Genomic DNA, 26459 nt, shown 5'->3' with positions numbered 1-26459 from the left:
GGTCGAATTGAGGAATTGATTCAAAGTGTAGGGTGTAGATTGTTGTATTTACCGCCGTACTCCCCTGATTTGAACAGGATTGAACAAAGAAGAGTCTTGGCCGGGGAGTCGCATCCGCAAACAATTAAAGCGGTTTGACTGTTTACGTGATGCGATCGAAGATGTCCTACGCCTTGCATCCTAACCGCCTTGGCGGTTGCTATATGTGGCGGTCCAAAGACCCCCCTCTACATCCTAGCGATCGAAAAACGGGTTAACCCGTTTGTTTGGTTAACCCGCGAGCTTGGAAACTTGCAGATCAATTAGTTTTGCACTACCAGCTTAACGTTGGCATTTTGCAAACCGCGCTGCTTGACTGCGGCCAAGGTCTTGTTAACTGCGTACTTCTGGTTAATGGAGTTGATTAACTCAGTTTGATTGTGTTTTTTGGCGACGCCCCAGAGGTCGGCAATCAGGTCAAAGGAACCATCGCTATTGCGAGACCAACCTAGGTCATATTCGCCTTCGAGAATCGCTACGATGTCGGAGCGAACGCGCTGACCGTTATAGCCACGAACATCAGCTTCTGACTTGACTGAAATGCCCAAGTCGCGCAGTGAAGCTTTCAGGATTTCGGCATCGGTGATTTTGGTACGCAGAGTGCTAAAGTGAGACATTGGATTTCCTCCTAATAAAACTGAGAGAGAAACAACAACGGTCTGGATTTAACGGTGCCGCTGGGCGGCTCTTCAATCGAACTGCTAGCTGTTGCTAGCCTTTGCTCCTGTTTGGACCAGGAGAAAGCTTTTAGAATTCCATTCGCTGGTATTCAGCGACGGAAGACGCAGCGGGCCGTGCACGCTGTCTAGCCCAATCTCGCAGGGCGGTGACCTGTTCGGTCATTGTTTTAGACAGTGGCATTGTGGATTTAATGGCCGCGATGATGTCTAGCTGCGTAAACTCTCGATCTTGAGCGAAGGCTTCGTACATTGCGGCTACTAGCGCTTGCTCAATCTCTGCACCTGAAAAGCCCTCGGAAACATTGGAAAGTTGCTCTAAATCGAAGCGAGTAATTTCCCGACGCCGCTTTGACAGGTGAATCTTAAATATATCTTGGCGTTCTTCTTTGGTAGGCAGATCAACAAAGAAGAGTTCGTCGAATCGGCCTTTCCTCAAGAATTCTCCCGGCAACCGCTCGATTCGGTTGGCTGTTGCCATTACGAAGACTGGGGAAGTCTTTTCTTGCATCCAAGTGAGGAAGGAACCGAAAATCCGGCTGGAGGTGCCTCCGTCTGAGTCGGCCGAACCAGTGCCTCCTGCAAAGGCTTTATCTAGTTCGTCGATGAAGAGGAGGGCTGGAGAGATGGATTCTGCGGTTTTGAGGGCATTGCGGAGGTTGGCTTCCGAGCGACCCACCATCGAGCCGTCGTAGACTCTACCCATATCTAGCCTCAGCAGGGGCAGTCCCCAGAGGCGGGAGGTGGTCTTGGCAATCAGCGATTTTCCGCATCCCGGTACGCCGAGAATTAACATCCCTTTTGGTTGGGGCAGACCGTATTCTCTCGCCCTTTCTGTAAAGGCGTTGGAACGCTGTCTCAGCCACCGCTTCAGCTCTTCTAAACCGCCGACTGCATCTAGGGTTTCGTCTTCTTCAATGAACTCTAGAATGCCGTTGCGCCGAATTAATTGCTTTTTCTCCGAAAGAACTATGTCTACTTCTTCTTCTGTGAGGCGCCCAGTCGAAACTTGGGCTTTACGATAAACTTTTTCAGCTTCGTCTTTGGTCAATCCCAAGGCTGCTTTTAAAAGTTTTTCTCGCGCTTCTGTGGTAATGCGTCGCGATTTCGTTTGCTCCAACTGACCAGACAATACTTGGTTTAGTTCCTTCATGTCTGGCAACGCGAAGTCTAATACCACTACTTCCTTTTCTAGCTCGATCGGAATTTGCTGCAAAGGAGACATCAGTATAATTGTCTTTTGCGTTCCTTTGAAGTTGGCGATCGCATCGCGCAACCACCTCGTTACAGGAGGAGAATCTATAAAAGGATGCAAATCTTTGAAAATGTAGATGCTAGCGTTAGTGTTGGGTTCTCGCTGCCTGATCACCCATTCAATTGCTGCCTCTGGCGAGACGGTGTTGTGTTGGGTGGTGGTGCGGGGTTGACCATACTCCACAATGCCGTGAGTTACAGTCCAGATAAATACTCGTCGCTGTGGTTTTGCTTGAGCTATTGTCGAAATTGCTTGCTCACACCGCTCTTCCTCGGATGTCACGAGGTAGATCAGAGGATATTGAGCTTGGATTAGAATACTGATCTCTTCTTGCATAGTCCTCGACCCACTAGAGACGGTGCTATCTTGGCTGAATCTCAATGCTGCCCTTCGCCCTCTTACTGAAAATTTCAGTTTTAGCTTTTTGGGGAAGCAAGGCATTCTTAGCAGGGAACCAATTCTTCCTCTCCCGGTTTGGCCGTGCTGGCGCTGACGCCCGACACCTGCTTTACTGGAAGATCCTGTTCAGCCAATACGCTCGGCTGACTTGTTACGGATGCCAGTTCTCCATCTCGCATTACTACTGAACTCGTGCATTCTGGACAGTTGTATACCCGATGGGTTTGTCCGTAGGAGGCTTCTACTTCGTCAACCAGTTCGGGATTTCCTAGGTAGAAGACAATTGCCCTTTCTGCAATTGATGACATCGGTTCAGTTTCGACTGCGGCTCGGATTTTGAGCTGGCGATGCAGTTCTGGTGGAAGATACAATGTAACTTTTTGCTTTTCTTGCATATGACAGTGAATTGACTTACCCGGGTATGTATATCAGATTAGCCGCTTAATTCTTTGCTGTCAAGCCTCTATGCTGCTTTAGCGTCAGGTTGTAATATTTCGTTACATTTGAGGTAACTCTGGGGCTGTTAAAAACGAAAAACTTAGGGTTGTAGCTGATGAGGCCGAGGTGCAGCGGCAGGTAGGGGTAGCGTCAAGGACGATCGACCAACTATAAATAGGAACAATAGATATAGAGGAGTAGGGCCAACAAATTCTTTGAGTCGCCATCTGGGGTAAGGTGCGCCATCACCACCCACCCCGCTCATGAGTGGTGAAGAATGCCCCCAAAGGCTTCAAATGTCAAAGCGGGCGATCGATAAATCTTCTTCCTCAAATAAACTACTCGTAATAAATAATATCTATTGCCAATACCCAACGGCTACAATGACGCAAACACGTAGATTGCACTCATGAGCGGGCTGGGTGCTGATAGTCAGCTAGCTCTTAAGTGGCTCAAAAGCTTGGGCTAAAAGTCCCTCAAACGTTTGAAATGTAGTAGTTTGTAGGTGTAGGGTGCTATGCGGCACCGAGGTTGAGTTTGTAGAGTGCGCCGCAAGCACCGGTGGACTCAGTAAACAACGAAGTTACTAACTTTGGGCGTTTTGATTTTGAAACCCAGCTCCCCCAAGCAGTTTTTATTGCTTTAAGTGTGAAAAATCCGAACGTGAAATAGCCGTTTTCGGCTTTTTATCGGGTTCAGATTTAACACACCTTGACAGCGCTATCGCTCAGCACCCTATGGTTAGACTTTTTGGATGACATTGTGTAAGCTGTTACGCACTTAATTTTTTTGCCCCAATGCTCGCTACAAGGACTCTAGGGTGCTAAATATTAAATTTAGATGGGTGTCAGCTTATCTTTAATAGGGCAGTGCTGGGTAATATATACTTGGATGCGGACCTGCTAAGCTGAAATTTTTAATTTTAGATATCAAAGAACTGACTGATGGATTTAGACCAACAGATTCAAGCATTGATCGAAAAAGCTCCGCCCGACGGTTCGACGCCACAAATCTTAAAGGCGATCGCCCCGGCACTGGTGTTAATTGCCCAACAGCTACAGCACCTCGAATACTCGATCCTGCAAGCGGTAGACCAAAGTTGGGCGATCGTGGTTTTGAGCAATCTCAAGCAACCGGGACGGGAGAAGAGGGTGATTTATGCTTGGACGAGTATTAAAGAGGCGTCGCAGGCTGCGGCTGCTGGGGGCGATCGCCTCAGACCAGTGCTTTTGCCTGTCACTCACATTTTATTTCAAATGATAGCTCTGGAAGGTCTTGACAGCATTGTTTTTTTTGAAAGTCCCGGAAATCAGGAAGTCGGGACGGAAATTCCTCGCGAGCAAGTACAGAGTTTAATTAACGTTTACTTGCAACAGTATCGATCGGCTCCACCGCCCGATATTGCCTAAACAACTCAATTTTCTATTAATTGGTAACAGGGAATTAGGCATTGGGAATTCCCCCTTACCAATTCCCCATTACCAATAAAGTGTAACTTTTTAACCTCTAATAAAGTCTACTCAAAACGTATTCAGCCAAATCAATCAAAGCTTGACGGGACTCTGAATGGGGCAGCGCAGCTAAGTATTCGACGGCTTTTTGTGCGTGATTTGTGGCTAGTTCTCGCGATCGCTCTATGCCTCTAGAATCTTCTACCAGTGCCAGGGCCTGCTCTATATCTCCTTCTTGGGCAAATTCCCGTTCTATGAGAACTTCCAAGTAAGGTTTTTCTTCTAGGGCGAATAGTGCGGGTGCTGTCAGATTACCGCTTCTGAGATCCGAGCCGGCCGGTTTCCCCAAAGTTTCCGTTGAAGCAGTGAAATCTAATATATCATCAACTATTTGGAATGCCAAACCAATGTTGCGACCGTAGTTGTACAAATCGTCTGCTATTTCCGCTGAAACCTCGCTCAAACAGCCCGCTGCTTTGGAACTGTTGGCAATTAAAGACGCTGTTTTGTAATAACTTTTTTCGAGGTAGGCTTCGATCGACAAGCTGGTGTCAAATCCATTGAGTCCCTGTTGAATTTCCCCCTCAGCTAAATCCATAATCACTTCTGAAAGCAGTTTGACTACTGGCAGGTTGTCGAGATTTGCCAAATGCCAGGAAGATTGAGCAAACAGAAAATCTCCCGCCAATACTGCCACTCGGTTGTTAAACCGACTGTGAACCGTCGGCACTCCCCGCCGCAGATCCGACTCGTCCACCACGTCATCGTGTACGAGACTAGCTGTATGGATCATTTCCGTGATTTCAGCGAGCCGGCGGTGTTTTTCCGTGATTTCCCGATCGGGCATAGTCGCCTTGGCCATCAACAGAACGATTGCGGGTCTCACTCGTTTTCCCTTTGTGCCGAATAAGTATTCTGCAGCCGCGTACAAGATGGGATGACGGGCACCCACTAACTGTTTTAAGTTTTCTGTCAACAGTCGCAGGTCTTCTTCAACCGAGGAAAATAGGAGAGTGCTAGAGATCATGGATACGCCGACTCAAGCCGTAAAGTAACAAAATTTTACATATCATATCTTTATTTTAAGGTAATTCTCTGCAATAGAAAAGAAAAATCTAGGCGATCGGCAGTTATTTGTCATCTGCCACCCGATGGGAGTTACCCGCCTGCCACAGGTGAGTAGCCGGCTGCCAGAGGGGTTGCCCCTATTGTATCGAATTGTTAAGGACACTGCCAAAAAATCTCTAAATCCCAGAAACCCTGTGTTATTATGGGTATTAAGGATTTAAACAATTCTATACATTAAGTACAGCCAGACTGGCAGGTAGCTTTTAGGTGCCTGTAAAAGTTTCGTAGAGCCAGCCTTGTTAGTCGATCGCAGCCAAAATTTCTGGGACAGATTTTTAGTTCCTCGCGGCTAAAAGTTTTCAGAAGTTAAGAGTAGCGCATCTTATGTGCACGGTAGCTCAAAGCAGCTAAAGTGGATGGTTTTAGGCTGTTTAAGCATCTGTAAAGCAGTAAATCATTATAGATGACCGGGAACGCCTAAATGTTCCCGCAGGCTTGATATGGAAAAACAGCCTTCAGAACCAAGGCATGGTCTTGGGTACTGACTTAATGTAGTAGGTCTTGAACTTGTCCTGCTCCTCCTCGTCCTTGACTTTTGGTTCTAATTATGATTTATCGCGATATTCCTCTAATTATTCCCATTCTGGCCGCCGGCTATGTAATGACTATTTATGTAGTGCTGATGTTGGCCGAACGCAGCGCTAAAATCACTCGATTGGGCGAGTAGTGCACTGCTGGGCAGCCGAAGTCGGCAGCAGCGTCCTCGCTTCACCCTTGAGAATTCGGAATACTCAATAATAACCCTGCCTTGAATGCTTGCGCGCAAAGGCAGGGTTATTATTTACAATTGCGGGTACCATGATTTTCTGGGCTGCTAGTTACTGCAACACGTAGCTACAGTTATCGATGTTCAATGCCCACAGCCTCTGAGACAGGATATTATATTTAGTAGCAGCTTGTATCGCTCACAGCAAGTTTCATGTCAGGGAAACCCGGCCAATATTCCGAGAAAGCTATTAAAGTGCTCTCAAAAACGCTGAGTTTGAAGTGGTCGGTTATTGTGCCAAAAATCTCAATATTCCTATTTTGTAGGGCAAGAAATTACAGAAATAAAACACGAAATTTCTGAATCTAGCAACCTGCTTGCTCAACTAAAGGCATCCATAAACTTGCACTGCCATCAAATATTTCATCAAAGGGTGCTTAACTTGCTGAGTCAGCAAGATAGTCTCTGCCATTTATTCACAGCTTCCCAAGAAGATAATTTGCTAGAGAGAGCCACAAAAGTAATTTTTAACTTAAAAAAATATAATTTTTTTAAGTTAAAAAAAAATACTTGCCAATATTACTGACCCATTAAAAATCTATTAATTTTTGATTAAAAGAACTAAAACACAGAGTAGAAGTTGTCATAAATTATCAAGCTCGACTGCCTAAATTGTTGTCTGAGCCAGACAAACTAAAACAAGTTTGGATAAAAAATCTGATGCACAATGCTTTACAATTTATAGAGAATTGCCGAGTTGGAAAAGTAGAAGTGAGAGCAGAAAATCAGAGCCTGCTCGTCAGTGGCAACTGAATTATCGGGGAATTTGGTCACGAATATTTGAGCAGTTCTTTATCACAAAACCCGCCGACGAAGGCAGCGGGTTGGGACTGGAGATTGTTAAAAAAAGTGTGGAAAAACATTTGGGTAAAATAGAAGTAACATCAGTTACCTGTCAAAGGACGTGTATTGTGTCAATTCCGATCGCCGTTTAGCGTGATCGTACTAAAAATCCTACCAATACGCGACTAAAAATGCAACTCTAGACCGATGTCAAACCAGGATTGCGGTGAGCGTACCGCGACTGTAAAATCGGAAATCTAAAATGGTATTAAGTGCCGGTTCCGCCTGCATCTATCCCCCTTGATTTGCCCATGTCAACAACAGCTTCTGATACCCAAAGCTTGCTAGAACAGGCGATCGACCCCAAACCCCCGGTGCTGCCTCCAGACACACCCTTGAAAGTCGCAATTGCTGCCATGACTGAGGCGAGTGCCAGTTGCATTTTAATCGCGTTTGAGCAGCAATTGCTTGGAATTTTTACAGAGGGCGATGTGGTGAAAATAACTGCTAGCGAAATACCGCTAGCAGGGGTGGCAATTTCTGAGGTAATGACTGAAAACCCGATCGCCATTTCCCTCGATAAAGCGGGGAATATCTTCAAGGTATTGAGCATATTGCGATCGAAAAGAATCCGTCATTTGCCCCTCACAGACGAAGGTGGCAACTTGCTAGGCGCTATCACCTCCGAAAGCATCCGTCAAATCCTCAAGCCGGCAGACTTGCTGAAAATGTGGCGCGCCGAAGAAATTATGACTGCACAATTAATAGTTACTTCAAGCAGCGCCTCAGTTTTAGAAGTCGCAAAACAGATGAGAACCCAGCGGAAAAGCTGCATAGTCATTTGCACTGACAGCGACAACAAAAATCAAAAACCTGTGGGCATAATTACAGAACGCGACATTGTTAAATTCCAAGCTTCTGGACTAGATTTCGCACGTACTCCCGTCACTGCCGCGATGAGTTTTCCGCTGATACCGTTGCAGGTAAAAGCCACCTTGTGGCAGGCTCACCAGTTAATGCAGCAGCACGGCATCCGGCGCTTGGTGGTGGTGGACGAGGAAGGATATTTAGCCGGAATTGTGACTGAAATTAGCCTGCTGCAGGCCTTAGATCCGGTAGAAATACACGCAAATGTCGAGCTTTTGCAGGAAACAGTTGCCGACAAAATTCAGGAGTTGAACAAAATGAACGAAGAATTGCAAAAAGAAGCGTTGCGGAGAACAGAAGTCGAAGAAAAATTGCGAATCTTAAATGAGAATTTGGAAGAACAAATCAAACAGCGAACTTTAGAATTAATTAATGCCAACAGTCAGTTAAAAAAGGAAATAGAAGACCGCACCACCGCTGAAGCTGAAGTTCGCCGCCTCAACACGGAACTCGAACAGCGAGTTCTAGACCGCACGGTTCAACTAGCAGCCAGTAACGAAGAATTGCAGCAACAAATTAGCGGTAGAAAATTGCTCGAAGAAAAATTGCACTTTTCTGAAAGGAAAGTCCGCGCCGTTTTTGAAGCGATGACCGACATCGTTCTCGTGCTAGACAGTCAGCGGAACATAGAAGTTTTGCCAACGAATGTGGCAGCGGCTTCTGAGCCTGATTGTGATATAGTCAGCTTGACCATAGAACATTTTTTTGACGACGACAACCCGGATGATTGGTGGGTGTTAGTTCAGCAAGTGTTAGAAACACAACAAACTCTCAATTTTGACTACAGCTTAACAGTTTGTGACCGCGAAATTTGGTTTTCCGCCTGCATTTCTCTCTTCTCAAAAGATGCAGTGATTTGGGTTGCCCGCAACATCAACGCCCGCAAAATAGCCGAGTCAGCGCTGTGCCAAAAAAATGCAGAGTTATCTCATACCTTAGAAGAATTGAAGCGGACTCAAAAAGAACTCATTCAATCAGAAAAAATGGCAGCCCTCGGACAGTTAATTGCTGGAGTTGCTCATGAAATCAATTCTCCTTTAGGGGCGATTCGCTCTTCGGTGCAGAACATCGCCGACTTCTTGACCGAACAATTGCAGCAGTTGCCGATATTTTTTCAAGAACTATCCCCGGAACGGCGGGAGGATTTCTTTGCTTTGCTACACAACTCCAGCCAAGAAACAGATACATTATCTAGTAAAGAAAAACGTCAGTTAAAAAAACTTTTGCAGGGGCAATTAGAATCAGAAAAAATTGACGACGCCGCCAGTCTTGCCTGTACTTTATTAGATATCGGCATCGGCAATAATGTAGAACGTTTTTTGCCTTTGTTGAAAGACAGCCAAAGTCGAAATATTGTACAAACTGCCTACCAATTTGCTACGGTACAAAAAAGCACTAAAAATATTGCTACGGCTACGGATAGGGCAGCAAAAATCGTTTTTGCTTTGAAAAGCTACTCTCGTTACGACCAGTCGGGTTCTAAAGTAATCGCTAATATTACCGAGGGTATTGATACTGTTTTAACGCTTTACCACTACCAAATCAAACACGGTGTGGAAGTAGTCAGAAACTATGGTACTAATTTGCCCTCTGTGCTATGCTATCCTGATGAACTCAATCAAGTTTGGACAAATTTGGTTCACAATGCTTTACAAGCGATGGGCAACAAAGGAGTGTTAAAAATTGATGTCAAACACCAAGCGAACGCAATATCAGTCAGTATTACCGACAGTGGTCCAGGCATTCCCCCAGAGATTATGCCGAGAATTTTTGAGCCGTTTTTCACAACTAAACCTCCAGGGGAAGGCAGTGGTTTGGGATTAGATATAGTTAAAAAAATTCTGGAAAAACACCAAGGTGAACTGCAAGTAGAAAGCGTGCCTGGTCAAACAAAATTTACTATATCCTTGCCCATCGAAATCCTTTGATAGCAATTAAAAAAAGAGGGAAATACCCCAAAGTTTAAAGTTTAATAGAAGTAAAGTTTTATGCCTAAACCAGTAATTTTGTGCGTTGACGATGAAGTTGTAGTGTTAAATAGTTTAAAAATTCAACTGAAAAAAGAATTTGGTGATGCTTACCTCTATGAAGTAGCAGAAAATGCAGAGGAAGCTCTGGAAATTATCGAGGAAATTCAAAAAGAAGATGAAAGTGATATTTTGGTCATAGTATCTGACTGGTTAATGCCAGGTATTAAAGGAGATGATTTTTTGATTATGGTTCACCAAAAATATCCCAAAATTGTGAAAGTCATGCTGACCGGGCAAGCCGACGAAGTAGCAATAGCACGGGTGAAGGAGCAAGCAAACTTGCACCGTTGTTTGTACAAGCCGTGGGAGCGCCAAGAATTAGTAGAAACTATAAAATCGGGTTTGACAAAAATATGAACAATAAACCTGTGATTATTTGCGTGGATGACGAACCGATAATTCTTGAAAGTTTGAAAATTGAGTTAAAAAAAACCCTGGGGGAAGAACACTTATTAGAAACCGCTGAAGGCGGCGAAGATGCTTTAGAGTTAATAGAGGAATTACTGGCTGAGGGCAGCGAAATCGTAGCAGTGATTTCCGACTATCTGATGCCGAATATCAAAGGGGACGAATTGCTGAAGCAGATTCACAGAATTTTGCCAAAAACTATCAAAATTATGCTGACGGGGCAAGCAGACCTAGAAGCAGTAGCGAATACTATTAAATATGCTAAATTGTACCGATACATATCGAAACCTTGGCAGTCAGAAGATTTGAAGTTGACGGTAAAAGAAGCGATTAACAGCTATTTTAGGGAGAAGCAATTAGCGGAACAAAATTCTCAACTCCAAAAGCTGAATCAAGAATTGGAAACTTTAGTCGAGGAGCGGACTGCACAACTGCGCTTGTCTGAGGAAAAGTTTGCTAAAGCTTTTCGTTCTTCTCCCAACCCGATTACTATTACCAGACTTAATGACGGTCGTTATTTAGAAATTAATGAGGCTTTTTGCCAGACCATCGGTTATTCAGCCGAAGAAATCCTCGATCGCACGGCGCTTGATTTGAATCTTTGGGAAAATATACAAGCCCACGCCGAGTTGTTTAAAATGTTAGATGAAAAACAAATTATTCTCAACTACGAATTTGATTTTCGCACTAAAACAGGGGAACTCAGAACCGGGCTGCTGTCAGCAGAAATCATTGACATTCATGGCGAAACCTGCGTGATTTCAGTGATTCAAGATATTAGCGATCGCAAATTAGCCGAAGAAAAACTCCGAGCTGTAGCGGCTTCTTTAGCAGCAGCGCAAAGAATCGCCCGTGTCGGTAATTGGGAATGCGATTTCTCTGCCAACACAACTACTTGGTCGGAAGAGTTATCTCGGATTTTTGGGTTCGATCCAACCCAGCCTGCGCCAACACTAACTGAGTTTTCGCAATACGTGCACCCGGACGATCGACAAAAGTGGCAAACAACGATCGACACTGCTATTGCTAGCGGGCAATCTTACAGTTTGGAATATCGAATTCTCCGCCCGGAACCAAAAATTGCTGCAGATAATAGCCCATCACAAATAAGTGAAGCCGGCTTCATCCGCTACATCGAAGCCAGAGGAGAAGTAGTTGTCAACCACCAAGGGCAAGTGACAAAACTATTCACAACTTTGATGGACATTACTCCACGCAAGCTGGCAGAAATAGCCCTAGCAGAGAGCGAAGAAAAATACCGTCATTTAGTTGAAACTTCCCAAGATATTATCTGGTCTTGCAATGCTCAAGGACACATTACTTTTGTGAACCAAGCAGTTAAACAAATATACGGTTACGAGCCGGAAGAAATGCTCGGCTGTTCTTTTAGCGATTTCTTGGCTCCCGGAGAAATAGACTGGAAATGGGAACTTCAGCAGCGCTTGCTGACGGGAAAAAATGTGTTTCAGTACGAAAATATAGTATTAGGAAAAGACGGTCGAAAGATTGATGTAAATACCAAGGCGATCGCGCGCATGGACGCTGAAGGAAACATCATCGGCACTACAGGCACTGCTAGCGATATTACCGAACGCAAACAAGCTGAAATAGTCCTGCAAAAAGCCAAAGAAGAAGCCGACAGAGCCAACAGGGCAAAAAGCGAATTTCTCTCGAATATGAGCCACGAATTGCGGACTCCCCTCAACGCAATTCTCGGTTTCAGCCAACTGCTGGCCCGCGACCCAAACCTCGGTGCCGACCAACAGCAATACTTAGGAATTATTAGCCAGAGCGGGGAGCATTTGCTCGTTCTGATCAACAATATTCTACAAATGTCAAAAATTGAAGTCGGGCTGGTGACACTTAATAACAGCACCTTCGACTTGCACAAAATGCTAAAAAATACTGAAAATATGCTGAAACTGCAAGCCGAAAAAAAAGGCTTGCAGTTAATTTTTGATTTCCGACCCGACCTACCTCAATATATAGAAACTGACGAAAGCAAGTTGCGACAAGTATTAATAAATGTCGTGGGAAATGCTATTAAATTTACTGCGGAAGGTGGTGTTAATTTGAGAATTAAACATGAGCTGCTAAAAAATAAAAAATATTCCGATATTTCGCCAAGAGAGAATTGCTGTTTGCTCTTTGAAGTGCAAGACACGGGTTCAGGAATTTCTGCAGAAGAAATGGACAATTTGTTTAAACCTTTCGCGCAAACAGAAAGCGGGAAAAAAGCTCAAGAAGGAAGCGGTTTGGGCTTGCCAATCAGCAAACAGTTCGTTCAGTTAATGGGAGGGAAGATGACGGTAACAAGCACCCTCGGTCGCGGCAGCATTTTTAAATTTGATGTTAAAGTTTCACTCCCTAATGAAATGGAAATTCAGGTGGCTCAAACAGCTCGCCGAGTGGTGGGTATTGAACCCGGGCAGCCAGAATACCGGATTTTAGCTGTTGACGATCGCCTGGAAAGCCGCTTGCTGTTGGTCAGAATGCTGACATCGCTCGGCTTTGCGGTGCAGGAAGCTGAAAATGGCGTTCAAGCTGTGGAAATGTGGTCGAGTTGGGAACCTCATTTGATTTGGATGGATATGCGGATGCCGGTGATGGACGGTTACGAAGCTACTAAACAGATTAAAGCGCATTTGAAAGGTCAAGCAACGGTGATTATTGCTCTGACTGCAAGTGCTTTTGATGAGGAGCGATCGCTGATTTTGTCTGCTGGTTGCAATGATTTTGTAGCGAAGCCTTTTCGGGAGCAAGTGATTCTGGAAAAGATGGCTAAGCATCTGGGAGTCCGCTATGTTTACGATCGAGAAGCTTCGCTAAGTTCTGATGCTGCGGTGTCCGCCGAGGTTTCTATGGCAACTGAAACGGCTGATTTGGCTTTTACGCTCAATACTTCATTTTTGGAAGCTATGCCTGCTGAATGGATTGATGAATTGTATTCTGCGGCGGATGCAGTTGATAACGAGGAGATTTTTCGGCTGTTGTTGTCGATTCCTTCTATTAATGCTAGTTTCCGCAGCGCGATCGCCGATTTGGCAAATAACTTCCGATGCGATCGGATTATCGATTTGATTGAGGAGTTTAGAAATTGTTGAAGGATGACAGAAGAAGGGATAGGGGCAGGCTCAGGATTATTGATGGTTTAGGTCGCTCCCCTATTTGTAAACTCGCCTGCAGGCGATCGGGTAATTTACTTGTAGCCAAGCTCCACACCCTGGTAATCATCAGTCATTCCCAATTCTTTAATCTCAAATCTCAAATCTCAGCTACGGTAAGTTCTGTAAATATCAAAACAGTTCCTTGAAGAGGGAGTGCTATAATGAGTATTTAACCAGTTTTCCTAAAATCAACAAGTATTAAATTAACAAAAAATAGCAATCGATGAGCACAAATCCCATAGAAGAAAATCAAGGCAACATATTAATTGTTGACGATACTCCAGAAAATTTGCAAGTTTTATCAGCAACGCTGTCCGATCGGGGCTACAAAGTCCGCGGCGTAATTAACGGTAAAATGGCCATCAGAGCCGCGCGCTCTGGTTCTCCCGATTTGATTTTGCTTGACATCAAAATGCCGGAAATGGACGGCTACGAAGTCTGCACGCAGCTCAAGGCCGATCCGAAGACATCAGAAATTCCTGTTATTTTTATCAGCGCTTTAGATGAAGTATTGGACAAAGTAAGCGCCTTTCAAGTTGGAGGGGTAGATTATGTCACAAAACCGTTTCATGTAGCAGAAGTTTTAGCGCGAATCGAACACCAACTGACTATCCAAAGACTGAAAAAACAATTGCTCGATCGCAATAAAGAACTGCAAGAAGAAATAATAGAACGCAAAAAGGCCGAAGAAGCAGCGGCCGCTGCATCGCTCGCAAAAAGTCAATTCGTTGCCAACATGAGCCACGAATTGCGGACGCCCCTGAACGCCATCCTGGGTTTTACCCAAGTCATGAGCCGCGACTCTTTGCTCAGCCACGAAAATCTCGAAAATCTCCGAATTATTAACCGCAGCGGTCAACATTTGCTGGAACTAATTAACGATGTTTTAGACTTGTCGAAAATAGAAGCAGGGATAATTAGCTTAGATGAACGCAGCTTTGACCTTTATCAACTCCTCGACACTCTCGAAGAAATGTTTCAAATCAAAGCTGAAACAAAAAAAATGCAACTGAGATTTTCCGTTCAGGCAAATGTTCCCCAATATATAAAAGCTGACGAAAAAAAGCTGCGCGTCTGCTTAATTAACCTGCTGGGAAATGCCATGAAATTTACTCACGACGGGGGTCGTATTTGGCTGCGCGTGAGCGTTGAAAGCAACCAGCCGCAGCAGCCGGCAGAGCCGGAAAGTCATCCTAACTCTACCTCAGTCGAACCCTTGTTAATTTTGTTTGAAGTTGAAGACACGGGAATTGGCATAGCAACAGCAGAAATTGATACTTTATTTGATGCTTTCGTGCAAACACAAGCGGGGAGAAAAGCGGCTGATGGTACGGGGCTGGGTTTGACAATTACTAAAAAATACGTGCAGATTATGGGCGGGGATATTTGGGTAAAAAGTGTTTTAGGTGAGGGAACAAGTTTTAAATTTAATATCCGAGTATCTGCGGCTATTTCGTCTGAAATAACAGTGGCGACATTGCAGCGGGTGATTGGACTAGAAGCAAATCAACCGGTTTATCGGATTTTAGCTGTTGACGACAATCAAGAAAATCGGCGGCTGCTGGTTAAAATGTTGCAACCAATTGGTTTTGAAGTCCGAGAAGCAGAAAATGGCTACCAAGCGGTTGAACTTTGGGAAAGTTGGCAGCCTCATTTAATTTGGCTGGATACGCGAATGCCGGTAATGGACGGTTTTGAAGCTGTCCGTCAAATTAGAGGTAAAGAGAAACAAACTCAATGGCGAACTGTAATTATTGCTCTGACTGCTAGCACTTTTGAGGAAAAAAAAGGCGACATTATCGCCGCAGGTTGCGACGATTTTGTGCGGAAACCTTTTCAAGAACAAATCCTGTTTGATAAGATGGCTTGCTACTTGGGAGCGCGCTATCTTTATCAAGAGTTGCCCCGCCTCCCAGCCGGGGCTTTACGGCGTTATTGTGTGAGCGAAAAACCGGATTCATTTTTCGGAGGGCTGCTGGCTCAGATGCCTCAAAGCTGGGTGCAGGAACTCTACGATGCAGCTAATGATGTTAATGAAGAGCTGGCGATTCAACTTGTCGATCGCATCTGGGAAAGTCATCCAACTTTAGCTGACGCTTTAAAAGATTTGCTTGCCGATTACAGACTCGACAAGATCATGGATTTAACTCAATCGAGTTTAAAATAAATGGATAATAGCGAAATTAAAGTATTGGTGGTTGATGACCAACCGAGCAATCTGCGGTTCTTATCCAAACTGCTAACATCCCAGGGATATCAAGTTTACCGAGCTATTTGCGGTCAACTGGCGTTGAATGTTGCGATCGCCTATTGCCCCGATTTAATTTTGCTCGATATTAGAATGCCGGAAATGAACGGTTATGAAGTTTGTCGGAGACTGAAAGCGACACCGGAAACCGAACAAATTCCGGTGATATTTTTAAGTGTATTAGATGAAATGAACGATAAGTTACAAGCTTTTCGAGTAGGAGGCGCTGACTATATTACTAAACCATTTCAAGTAGAAGAAGTTTTAGCGCGCATCGACAAGCAAGTCCGCTTGCAAAAACTTCAACAGCAATTAAAAGAACAAAATTATCAACTGCAACAGTCGCAATCGCTGCTTTCTAGCATATTAAATAGTTCCTTAGACTGTGTGGTGGCTTATTCTGCTGTCCGCAACAGTGAGGGAAATATTGTAGATTTCCAGTGGCTCTTGATCAACCCAGCCGCTGAAAAATTTTATGGTCTGCTATTAAATGACATAGTTGGTAAGAATTTGTTAGCCAAAGTTTCCAAATTTAGCAATAACGGGTTATTTGATTTGTATGTTTCTGTAGTAGAAACAGGAGAAACTGTAGACCAAGAATTTTATTACGAACAGGAGCGAGATACTATTGTTTGGCTGCACATTGTGGCTGTGAAATTAAACGATGGTCTGGCAGTAACATTTCGTAACATTACCGATCGCAAACGAGCAGAAATTGCCCTACGAGACAGCGAAGAACGCTTCCGCGCGATATTCGAGCAAGCTGCGGTCGGCATAGCTAAAACCGCGCTTTGCGGTAAATTTATACGGGTAAATCCCGGCTTTTGTCAAATTGTCCGCTATGCACAATCCGAATTGTTACAGCAAAATTGGGAGGCAATTACTCACCCAGATGATAGAGAAGCGGACAGAGAATACCTGCGATCGCTGTTATCCGGGAAGATTCAAACTTTTTCTGTGGAAAAGCGGTTGCTATGCAAAGATGAAGCTGTGCGCTGGGTCAATGTTACTGTTTCGGCAATGCGCGATGTCAAAGGGACGCTGCAGTATTTGATTTGTGCGATCCAGGATATTTCCGAACGCAAGCTGGTACAAGAACTCCTGCAAGCGAGTTTAGACACTCAAACCCGCTACGCTCAAGAATTAACTCGTTCTAATGCCGAACTAGAACAGTTTGCTTACGTGGCTTCTCACGATTTGCAAGCGCCTTTGAGCACGATTGCCGGTTACGCTCAACTATTAGAAAAACGCTTTCCCAACCAACTTGATGCCCAAGGCAATAAATTTATCCGCAATATTGTTAATTCTTGCGAGCGGATGCAGGCGCTGATTGATGACTTGCTGGAGTATTCGCGGGTCGGTCGCAGTCAGAAACCTTTTGAGATGATAGATTGCAATCAGGTTTTTGAGGATGCTTGTGCTAATTTGCATTTGGCCATCCGCGAGAATCAAGCTTCAGTTACTAGGGGGAATTTGCCCAGGGTAAAAGGTGACTGTTTTCAACTGCTGCAACTGTTTCAAAATTTAATTGGTAACGCCATTAAGTACCGCAGCAGTGAGGCGCCGGTGGTGTATGTGGACGCTTCGCGTCAGGGGGATAGCTGGGTGTTTTCAGTGCAGGATAATGGTATTGGGATTGCCTCACAGTACCATCCGCGAATTTTTCAGATTTTTCAGCGCTTGCACACCCAAAAACAGTATTCGGGAACTGGTATCGGTTTAGCGATTTGTCAAAGAATTGTCGATCGGCACGGCGGCAGCCTTTGGGTTGAATCAGAACCCAATCAAGGCTCGACTTTTTATTTTTCTATTCCTCTAACCAAGTGAAGTCAGCAGTCCGCCTGAAGCAGTCACCCGTCCTTTACTTAAGCTTTAAATATCTTTATGTTTTCTTTACAAAAATGCTGATAACGTGTAGCATATTCACTGATGACATCGAGCTAAAAATCTATCAATATATATCTATTAGCTCTCTCCTTCTACAACTTATAAATCAGCGGTGCGCGCAAGACTTGTTAATTTTTTTCAACTGTATCCAGAGCATCTTGCTTTGGGATGCAGTAGTTTCCCTCGTAGTTGGCGGACAAGGATTTGTGATGTGTTTGCAGTTGGCCGCTTCTCGGACAGACTGCCAAGTGAAACAAGCATTATTCGCAAACCTTTGCAAATTGAGAAAAACGGTAAATTGCTGCAACACAATTTCAGTGTTCTCAGCCAGATTTACCGGATGAGGGCAAGAGATGCTTTGCAGGTACTCAGACACCGCTCAAAGTCCCGCAACCTCACAAAAGACGTTCGTAGTGAGGCAAAGCCGTGAATTATAAAAAGAAAAAATTTACTCTTTTAATAGCAAACGATGACGAGGATACGCGCTTTTTGATGGAAGAAGCACTGCGAGAAGTTCGATTAGCAATTACGAGCGAATTTGTGGAAAATGGAGAACAAGTGCTAGACTACTTGTACCGTCGCGGTCAATATTTTGCTAGCAGCAATTGGCATCAGCCAGACTTGATACTTTTGGATCTGAATATGCCGAGGCTGGACGGGCGCGAAACACTAACTTCGATCAGATCTGACCCCCATTTGCAACACATTCCGGTTGTAATGCTCACAACTTCCCACCGCAGAGGAGATATCTTGCTTTGCTACCGCTTGGGAGCCAATTCTTTCATATCCAAACCAGTCACTTTTGAAGGATTGCTTGAAGTAATGAAGACTTTATGCGAGTATTGGTTTGAAATCGTTTCACTCCCGCCGGATATGTAAACTTTAATGGAGGGTTAAATCCATAGTTTGAGGGTATAGTGAATTTGATAAGCAGAAATATTGGTCGATCGCAAGTATCGCTCTCAAAACAAAAAAGTTGCCTTAGACCCGCTCCAAACGCTATAGTTGTGTTAACACGTAACCAATGTCTGAAAATTTTGTTGGTTGAGGATGACCTGGGAAATCCGACAATGATCGAAGACCTTCTAGGGTCATTCAGCGAGTCTCTATTTCTTCTCCAAACTGTTAAGTCTCTGGAGATAGGAGTTGGGCGTCTGGAAGTAGACAAGTTTGACGCCGTACTATTAGATTTGTCAGGGTCAGACAGCTTGAGGGGAAGCGAGGATCTCGCAGTTTTGAAAGGGCGATGGCCCACATTGCCAATTGTGGTGCTGACAGATATCAACGATGAAAATATGGCCCGGTCGGTATTGCGCTGGGGCGCTCAAGATTGTTTGGTAAAGGGAAGATTTCACAGAACTCTGCTGGTGCGGGCAATCCATTACGCGATCGAACGCCAGCAAATCGAAGAACAATTGCGGCAACAGGCTCTCCGGCAGCAACTGTTGGGCAAAATGATCGAACATATTCGATCGTCAATTGATCCGGCAAGCATTCTCCAAAGTACCGTTGCAGAAGTGCGTCAATTTCTCCAAACAGACCGCGTTTTAATTTATCGCTGTCAGGATTGGGCGTCTCAATTGGACGGGGAAGAGCAAAAAGGTGCGATCGTCGCCGGTGACGGTTTGCCAGAAGGTTATATTGAAAACCCAAATATTAGTGCTGCTTTGGCGGTGTCATGCTTTGTTTTAGTCGAATCCAAGTCGGTACAAGCAATAGCAGATGTCAGCACTGCCCCCTTAGCGGGCAGTTGCAAAGAATTGCTGGCAGATTGTGAAATTGCAGCAGTTATCAGCGTGCCAATTTGGCAATCAGGCGACTGGGAAATGGCAAAAGAAACACAAGAAGCCACTGTTTGGGAAGTCGAGAAAAATCAAGATGTAGCAGAAAATTATATCTGGCAGCAGGCGAGTGGCAAACCGCAGGCGGAGGATAAAAATTTGCCGGATTCGATCGCAGAAAATGGCAATAGTTTGTGGGGAATGCTGACAGCATACAATTGCAGCGGTGTCAGGGAATGGCAGCAGTGGGAAATAGATTTTTTACAGCACTTGGCAAATCAAGTGGCGATCGCCATCGAACAATCTCAACTTTACCGCAAGCTAGCAATAGCCAATCAAAAATTGCAGCAACTGGCAACTACTGACGGACTGACTGGCATTGCCAATCGCCGCCAGTTCGATCGCGTTTTGAGATTAGAGTGGCGGAGATTGGCAAGAGAGGAACTGCCCCTGTCTCTAATTATGTTGGACATCGACTTTTTTAAACTTTACAACGAGTTTTATGGGCACCTCGGCGGGGACGATTGTTTGCGCCAAGTTGCCGGGGCGATCGCCAGATCCACCAACCGGGCTGGGGATCTGGCCGCCCGCTACGGTGGCGAAGAATTTGGCCTAGTGCTGCCCAACACCAGCGCCCAAGGGGCAAACGCTGTCGCCCGGAAAATTTGCGACGGCATCGCCAGCTTGAAACTGCCCCACGCGCGATCGTCGATCGGGCCCTACGTTACCCTCAGTTGCGGCATTGCGACAGCGATTCCTTCTGCCGAGGAATCTCCCAACACCCTAATTCGCAGCGCTGACAGCGCCCTTTATCAAGCCAAAACCGAAGGCAAAAACCGCATTTGTCACGCCAGCAGTAACTCGGAATCTTCCCCGATTTTTATGTAAAAGCTGAAGATCATTGGTAATTGATAATTAGTAATATCCTGTTTAATTTTTTACTCATAATTCAGAACTCCTAACTCATATTGTTGACCTTTGCATCGGAATAATAATTTTCCGAGTGCAGTGCGAGCGGGACGCGATCGAGTGACCCGGAGCAAGGATAATGCCAATACGGTTCAGATAAGACCGATCCCCCCTAGCCCCCCTTAAAAAGGGGGGGACAAGAAGTTGCTCAAAGTCCCCCTTCTTAAGGGGGATTTAGGGGGATCTCCGGGGAATTAACAGTGTTAACTGAACCGTATTGAGGATAATGCTCGCTTTCAGGGTATAATTCCGATGGTACGGTATTTGATATTACTGAGATTTTGCACCCTTCTCAATTACTTGTTTAGCAACAGGCTTTCCGGCCTGTTCCACAAGAAAATTCACTCTGTGTGGAACAGGCCGGAAAGCCTGTTATTGAGAATGGTGCAAGATGTGAGATATTACTCATTTCCGCTGCCCACGTTCTAATTACAAATTCCTACTTTATTGCCCCAAATTTGAGTTGGTACCAGTTAAATTCGGCCGCACAGGAATTTCAATCAAAAACTCCGCTCCCTCTCCCGGTGTGGAAATAATGCTCAATCTGCCGCCGTGGCGATCGACGATAATCGAGTGAGAAATCGACAATCCCAAACCCGTACCTTTGCCCACAGGTTTAGTCGTGAAAAAGGGGTCAAACAGCCTCGATCGCACTGACTCCGGTATCCCCCGCCCGTTATCCGCAATGGATACCGCTACGAAGCCTGCAGCCGCCTGATAGCTGCGAATAGCGATCGTGCTTGGGTGTCGATCGCACTCCTCGATCTGACGCTGCTTGTCTCGTTCTTCCAAAGCATCGATCGCATTAATTAAAATATTCATAAATACCTGATTCAACTCGCCCGGAAAACATTCAATTTGTGGCAATACTTGGTAATCTTTAACTATCTGAATTTCTCCATGGCTGCTGTGAGATTTTAACCGATTTTGCAAAATCATCAAACTGCTGTCAATTCCCTCGTGAATGTTAACCGACTTCGCAGCGGACTCGTCCAATCGGGAAAAATTACGCAGCGATTTCACGATCTCGACAATTCGCTCGGTTCCTACTTGCATCGAATTAAACAATCTCGGGAAATCCTCAGCAATATAATCCAAGTCTATTTCATTAATTTTCTCCAAGACTTGAGCTGGAGGATTAGGACAGTAATGCTGGTAAAATTTAATCACTTCCAGCAAATCTAAAGTGTAATTGCGAGCCGGAGTGAGATTGCAGTGAATAAAACTAACAGGGTTATTAATTTCGTGAGCAACACCAGCAACTAACTGACCCAAACTCACCATTTTTTCATTTTGAACGAGCTGAGCTTGAGTGGTTCTGAGTTTGTTAATAGCTGCTTCTAACTCTAGCGCTTTTGAACGTTCTCGCGCTTCCGATTCCTGCAAAGCTGACTCGGCTTGTTTGCGATCGGCAATTTCACTCTGTGCTTGCTCAAACAGCATTGATTGCTGGATCGCGATCGCCAACTGCACGCTAATTTGTTTGAGACACTCGACCTCAATTTCCACCCAGTGGCGGGGACCAGCGCACTCGTGAGCAATCAATAGCCCCCACAACTTCTCGCCTTGCAAAACTGGCACTACCAAATTAGCTCGCACCTGAAATTGACTTAATAAATTAATGTAACACTCGGAAAGATCAGCTTGGTAAATATCATCGACAGCTACAGCACGACCGTGTTCGTAAGCAGAAGCATAGCTGTCTTCAAAGCAGGAATCGTTAATAGTTATTCCCTGAATAGCCAGCCAATTTTTGCCAACAGACTCGACATTTACAAAACCGCTCCAATCGGGATTAAACTGATAAATAACTGTCCGGTCTGTTTGTAAAAAATGCCGTACTTCAGCAACAGTTTTTGTCAAAATTTCTTCTAAATTGAGAGAAGAGCGAATGCGTTCCAGCATTCCTACCACCAGGCGTTCTCGCTTTAATTGCTGGCGCAAGATAGCCTCGGCAAGTTTGCGAGTGCTAATATCTTCAATCACACCAATTACATAGCTAGGTTCCCCAAACCCATCCCGCACTAAAGATACAGTCATATTAGTCCAAACAAATGAACCATCTTTGCGAATAAAGCGTTTCTCAAGGGAATAATTAAAAATTTCTCCCGCTAACAGTCTGTGGCGCGACTCGACATCGGCTGCTACATCTTCAGGGTGAGAAATATCCCCAACATTTCGCGCTTTCAGTTCCAATTCCGAGTATCCGACAATATTGCAAAAGCCTTGATTTGCATTCAAAAATTGACCGTCTTGCCACACTTTCACAATGCCGATCGCGGCTTGTTCAAATACAGCTCGAAATCGCTGTTCACTTTCTTGCAAAGCAGTTTCGGCTTTTTTGCGATGGGTAATGTCCATTGCCGTGCCAAACAGCCTCACCACCTGACCCAACTCATTTTTAACAGATTGTCCTTTAGCGTTAACGTGCCTGATTTCTCCTGATGGAACATAGATGCGGTGGTCGATGTCGTAAGCTGTCCCTTCAGTCACTGCCTTTTGCACAACTTGTGTAAACCTTTCTTTGTCATCGGGATGAATTTGCTCTAAAAGTTCTTCCATTGTGGGCGGCCGATTCAATTCTCGACCGTAAACTCGAAACAGTTCTTCCGACCAAGTAATAATTCCTGTCTCCCTATCGGATTCCCAATTGCCGATGCGGGCTATTTTTTGCGCTGCTTGCAACTGTTCGGCAAGTTGTTGCAGAGATGCGATTAACTGCGTTTTTTCGGCTTCTGCTGCAACGCGGGCGCTGATATCTTTATGAGTGCCTGTTATCCGCAACGGCGCACCCCATTCGTCGTACTCGACTACCTTGCCCATCGCCAGAATCCACTGCCAATTGCCCGCTTTGTTGAGCATCCGAAATTCAACTTCATAGATATCAGTCTCACCTTCCAAATAGGAATTTAAACATTCCATTACCTTCACTCGGTCTTCTGGATGCAGCAAACTTTCCCAACCTTTGAGGTTATTTTCTATTTCGGTTTCTGCATAGCCAAGCATTGATTTCCAATAAAAGTCGAAATAAGTTTCGCCAGTAGGTATATTCCAATCCCACAGCCCCAAAGCGCTGCCTGAAACCGCCAACTGCAATCGCTCTTGACTGAGTTTTAATGCCGATTCGGTGCGTTTTCTTTCTGTGAGGTCGGCAATTATGGCTATCATTCCTATCGGTTGACTAGCGCTATCTTTAATACAGTTAGCTCGCAAGAAAGTTTCTATAATATTGCCATTTTTACTCTTTATTTGAATTTCACTTTCCCAGGAAAAACCTTTCCGCAGCACCCTAAATAACTTTCTCAACTCTTGAGATTTGGGGTACATTACTGCTGGGCCGCCGGCATTATTGAGTTCCTCAACTGTATAGCCGTAACGCTGAATAAATGCTTGATTGTGATAAACGGAATAACCGTCCAAATCTGCGATCGCGATCGCATCACTAGCGCTGTCTACAGCTTGAGTTACCAGGCACAGAGTCAGTTCGGCTTGTTTGCGATCGGTAATGTCAAAAATCGCTCTGTCGAGCCACGAAACCAGCCCTTCTAGATTGTAAGTTGGCCTACCTCTTTCCGAGATCCACCGCACCGCCCCGTCAGCGCGAACAATCCGGTATTCTAGATTGTACGGCTGTTTTGACTCTACTGCTGCGCTGATTTGTCGATCGACCATTTCCTTGTCTGCCTCATGGATAATGCTAGTAAAACTCCAGCAGTTCTTGCCAATAAAATCCTCAGCAGGATAACCGCTAATTTCCTCAATTTCATCGCTAATAAATACCATCGTCTCATCAGCATCATACAAGCTGCGGCAGATAGCGCCGGGGATATTCTCAACGAGCGAGCGAAATCGGGCTTCGCTCTCCCGCAAAGCTGCTTCTGCCTGTTTTAAATCAGTAATATCCAGCACCATGCCTTCCCAAACTATATCGCCTTCCTGCCCTATTTCTGTGGGAAAATTAACTCGTTCCGGTCTCGAAACCCCTTGCAACCACTTAATTTTTCCCGACGGGAAAACCGCGCGCCATTCCTGGTACCAAAGCTGCATATTTGCCGCAGAAACAGCAATTGATTCTTCAAATTTTTGGCGGTCGTCTGGATGAATACAACTAAAAAGTAGTTGGGGATTTTGCTGAATATTTTCTGGTTCCAATTCATATAAATCGCGGCTAGCCGAAGAAATATAAGGAAAACTTTTTTGGCCGTCGGTTGATAGGCGAAATTGATAAATTATTCCGGGCAAATTGGCAGTAAGTTGCCGCAGTCTAGCTTCGCTTTCTTGCTGGGCTAATTGTTTGCGCCTATCCTGAGTGATATCTCGAATTATCCCCACGAGAATTTTACTGCCATCGGTATTTTCAAAGACAGTTTTTTTAGTAGACACAATGTGCTTTGCACCGTTGGCGTCCGTAAATATTTCCTCACTCTCGTTTTCTTTACCCGTCCTAAACACTTGTTGGTCAGTATGCCAAAAAATCTCCGCTTCTTGTTTTGGGAAAAAGTCATAATCCGATTTGCCCAGCAGTTCCTCGCGCTGCTTCCCGATCAGCTTGCAAAAAGCATCATTTAACAGTATCCAACGGTGCTGTTCATCCTTGACAAAAAGTGGGTCTGCCACTGCATCGATCGTATAATTCAAAAACTTTTTACTAGCTTCTAGTTCTGAAATAGCTAAAATTTTATCTGTAATATCGTTGATAGTTCCTGTCGTTCCCTGCGCCTTTCCGTTCCCGCCCCCAATAAAAAACTCTTGCACTTCCACCCACCGAATTTCGCCATGTTTGGTAACATATCGACTTTGATAACAACAGGGTGTTTCTTGATTTGGTCTCCGATCTCTAAACAAATTTAAATAGTGGTATTGATCCTCAGAATGAATGTAACTCAAACAGGAAGTTCCTAAGCTTTCATCAACGGTAAATCCGGTAATTTCCGTCCAAGCCGGATTGAGAAAAGTCCAATTGCCAGCAGTATTTGTTTCAAAAACGACTTCTTTGATATTGCCAACAACCTGCTGGTATTTTTCTTGACTTTTTTGCCATTCTGCTTGCCTTTTCTGGCGGGCGATCGCGCACCTGAGCGTCCGCACCAGCAGCCGGCTGTCTACCTGTCTTTTCACCAAATAATCTTGGGCGCCGGCGGCAATTAACTCGACAGCCAGTTCTTCGTCATCGGCCGCTGTCAGAAGGACGATCGGAGTATTTATACCGCAATCTTGCAGTCGGAAAAAAGTATTAAATTTTAGGCTGTCAGGAAGTGAAATATCTAATAAAATTACATCAAAAATTTTCTCGCTTAAAATTTCTATAGCTTCCCGGAGGCGAACTACATTGGTCAGATCAATTGACTTTCCTAGTTGGGGCTCAGACAGCAGTTCTTGAATGAGTTCTGCATCTTCTGCACAGTCTTCTACTAAAAGAATTTTCAAACAAGCAGGCGTTAAAGTTGACTCAAACACAGATGTCATACCATTTTATATTTTATATTTGAGATTGGAGATTTGGAATGACTGATGACTATCGCAGTTTGGTTCTTGCGTACAGTGGCATTTTTTTACTGCTATCCTTTTGCTATTTTTTAGTAATTATAAAATCTCAGCAGCGGATGCAGCTACCTAGCTGATGATTGGGGAACTTGAACCGCACGCTTGAGAGTGCGCTGTGTGCTTGCAGACCCCGCAGATTTATTTGTAGAATTGAGTTGTTCGCTGCAAGTTTTCCGCCTCACCCGAAACCTAGTGGCCCAAAATTATCATAGTCTTACCAATATTGCAACTAAACTCTATTTTAATTTACAACCTTTGGCAGGGGAATAGCAAGGGGAAAGGCAAAAGAGCGCAGAGTAATCAGAATTTGCATTGCTGATAGCCTTTGAAACTTTAGATTTTAAATAGCGATTTAAAGCTTGCCTAAAGTGGCATTATTTTTTCAAAATGGTATTACTACTAAGCTACGAGAATTACCGTTGATTTACAAAATACGAGCTGAGATTGTGTTCGGTTAATGACCCGCAATTAGCGCCTAGTTGTATTGAGCAATGCAAGTCCTCTCTCGCTCGATGAACCAAGACTTGTATTCCTTGCTACAAACCTAATTACCAACTTCATT

At 44.6% G+C, this 26459-nt stretch carries 15 protein-coding genes; 10 read left to right on the top strand and 5 right to left on the bottom strand.

Annotated elements, in window-relative coordinates:
* Window positions 1-15: 15 nt before the first annotated feature.
* On the top strand, window positions 16-138 hold the full coding sequence (locus QUB14_RS01735; RefSeq protein WP_445251808.1) for a hypothetical protein: 123 nt from the start codon (window positions 16-18) through the stop codon (window positions 136-138).
* Window positions 139-302: 164 nt separating this feature from the next.
* Here QUB14_RS01735 and QUB14_RS01730 read toward each other — a convergent pair whose 3' ends face one another.
* The 3 genes from QUB14_RS01730 to QUB14_RS01720 all read right to left on the bottom strand — a co-directional run bounded on the left by QUB14_RS01730 (window position 303) and on the right by QUB14_RS01720 (window position 2765).
* Window positions 303-656, bottom strand: coding sequence for a DUF1257 domain-containing protein (locus QUB14_RS01730; RefSeq protein ID WP_006635781.1), 354 nt, complete (start codon window positions 654-656; stop codon window positions 303-305).
* A 130-nt stretch (window positions 657-786) separates the two neighbouring features.
* A complete protein-coding gene (gene ycf46 / locus QUB14_RS01725) occupies window positions 787-2307 on the bottom strand; it encodes a stress-responsive protein Ycf46 (RefSeq protein ID WP_190658409.1) in 1521 nt (506 codons plus the stop codon).
* A 107-nt stretch (window positions 2308-2414) separates the two neighbouring features.
* Entirely contained in the window at window positions 2415-2765 is a 351-nt protein-coding gene (locus tag QUB14_RS01720) for a hypothetical protein (protein ID WP_172188736.1), read from the bottom strand.
* A gap of 987 nt (window positions 2766-3752) precedes the next feature.
* Here QUB14_RS01720 and QUB14_RS01715 point away from each other — a divergent pair.
* The gene (locus QUB14_RS01715) at window positions 3753-4217 is read left to right on the top strand and encodes a hypothetical protein (protein WP_333214466.1); all 465 of its coding nucleotides are present in this window, start codon (window positions 3753-3755) and stop codon (window positions 4215-4217) included.
* Window positions 4218-4314: 97 nt separating this feature from the next.
* Here the strand turns inward: QUB14_RS01715 and sds are convergent, their stop codons facing one another.
* On the bottom strand, window positions 4315-5286 hold the full coding sequence (sds, locus tag QUB14_RS01710) for a solanesyl diphosphate synthase (protein ID WP_333214464.1): 972 nt from the start codon (window positions 5284-5286) through the stop codon (window positions 4315-4317).
* Window positions 5287-7247: 1961 nt separating this feature from the next.
* On the opposite strand from sds, the gene QUB14_RS01705 reads away from it, so the two are divergent.
* The 8 genes from QUB14_RS01705 (at window position 7248) to QUB14_RS01670 (ending at window position 20272) form a co-directional block, all read left to right on the top strand.
* Window positions 7248-9791, top strand: a complete 2544-nt coding sequence (locus QUB14_RS01705; protein WP_333214462.1) for a CBS domain-containing protein — start codon at window positions 7248-7250, stop codon at window positions 9789-9791.
* A 60-nt stretch (window positions 9792-9851) separates the two neighbouring features.
* Window positions 9852-10250, top strand: a complete 399-nt coding sequence (locus QUB14_RS01700) for a response regulator (RefSeq protein WP_333214460.1) — start codon at window positions 9852-9854, stop codon at window positions 10248-10250.
* On the top strand, window positions 10247-13405 hold the full coding sequence (locus tag QUB14_RS01695) for a PAS domain S-box protein (RefSeq protein ID WP_333214458.1): 3159 nt from the start codon (window positions 10247-10249) through the stop codon (window positions 13403-13405). Before QUB14_RS01700 ends, QUB14_RS01695 begins: the two co-directional genes overlap by 4 nt.
* A 286-nt stretch (window positions 13406-13691) precedes the next feature.
* Window positions 13692-15635 carry a response regulator gene (locus QUB14_RS01690; protein WP_333214455.1) on the top strand — a complete coding sequence of 648 codons (1944 nt, stop codon included), beginning with the start codon at window positions 13692-13694 and terminating at the stop codon, window positions 15633-15635.
* Window positions 15636-17543 carry a PAS domain S-box protein gene (locus tag QUB14_RS01685; protein WP_333214453.1) on the top strand — a complete coding sequence of 636 codons (1908 nt, stop codon included), beginning with the start codon at window positions 15636-15638 and terminating at the stop codon, window positions 17541-17543.
* A gap of 271 nt (window positions 17544-17814) precedes the next feature.
* Window positions 17815-18033, top strand: coding sequence for a hypothetical protein (locus QUB14_RS01680; RefSeq protein WP_333214451.1), 219 nt, complete (start codon window positions 17815-17817; stop codon window positions 18031-18033).
* A complete protein-coding gene (locus QUB14_RS01675) occupies window positions 18030-18482 on the top strand; it encodes a response regulator (protein ID WP_242718672.1) in 453 nt (150 codons plus the stop codon). Before QUB14_RS01680 ends, QUB14_RS01675 begins: the two co-directional genes overlap by 4 nt.
* A 38-nt stretch (window positions 18483-18520) precedes the next feature.
* Window positions 18521-20272: a diguanylate cyclase domain-containing protein gene (locus tag QUB14_RS01670; protein WP_333214448.1), complete on the top strand. Its 1752-nt coding sequence runs from the start codon at window positions 18521-18523 to the stop codon at window positions 20270-20272.
* 525 nt (window positions 20273-20797) lie between these two features.
* Here QUB14_RS01670 and QUB14_RS01665 read toward each other — a convergent pair.
* Entirely contained in the window at window positions 20798-25819 is a 5022-nt protein-coding gene (locus tag QUB14_RS01665) for a PAS domain S-box protein (RefSeq protein WP_333214446.1), read from the bottom strand.
* Between the last annotated feature and the right edge of the window lie 640 nt (window positions 25820-26459).

Origin of the sequence: Microcoleus sp. B3-D2, assembly GCF_036705345.1 — a bacterium.
In the GTDB taxonomy this organism is placed as follows: domain Bacteria; phylum Cyanobacteriota; class Cyanobacteriia; order Cyanobacteriales; family Microcoleaceae; genus Microcoleus.
The sequence above is the reverse complement of the archived record's forward strand: the minus strand, read 5'-3'. Positions and strand labels throughout refer to the sequence as shown.

Coding starts and splice junctions, on each gene's coding strand:
- QUB14_RS01730 (WP_006635781.1), bottom strand. CDS start 656: ATGTCTCACTTTAGCACTCTGCGTACCAAAATCACCGATGCCGAAATC.
- ycf46 (WP_190658409.1), bottom strand. CDS start 2,307: ATGCAAGAAGAGATCAGTATTCTAATCCAAGCTCAATATCCTCTGATC.
- QUB14_RS01720 (WP_172188736.1), bottom strand. CDS start 2,765: ATGCAAGAAAAGCAAAAAGTTACATTGTATCTTCCACCAGAACTGCAT.
- QUB14_RS01715 (WP_333214466.1), top strand. CDS start 3,753: ATGGATTTAGACCAACAGATTCAAGCATTGATCGAAAAAGCTCCGCCC.
- sds (WP_333214464.1), bottom strand. CDS start 5,286: ATGATCTCTAGCACTCTCCTATTTTCCTCGGTTGAAGAAGACCTGCGA.
- QUB14_RS01705 (WP_333214462.1), top strand. CDS start 7,248: ATGTCAACAACAGCTTCTGATACCCAAAGCTTGCTAGAACAGGCGATC.
- QUB14_RS01700 (WP_333214460.1), top strand. CDS start 9,852: ATGCCTAAACCAGTAATTTTGTGCGTTGACGATGAAGTTGTAGTGTTA.
- QUB14_RS01695 (WP_333214458.1), top strand. CDS start 10,247: ATGAACAATAAACCTGTGATTATTTGCGTGGATGACGAACCGATAATT.
- QUB14_RS01690 (WP_333214455.1), top strand. CDS start 13,692: ATGAGCACAAATCCCATAGAAGAAAATCAAGGCAACATATTAATTGTT.
- QUB14_RS01685 (WP_333214453.1), top strand. CDS start 15,636: ATGGATAATAGCGAAATTAAAGTATTGGTGGTTGATGACCAACCGAGC.
- QUB14_RS01665 (WP_333214446.1), bottom strand. CDS start 25,819: ATGACATCTGTGTTTGAGTCAACTTTAACGCCTGCTTGTTTGAAAATT.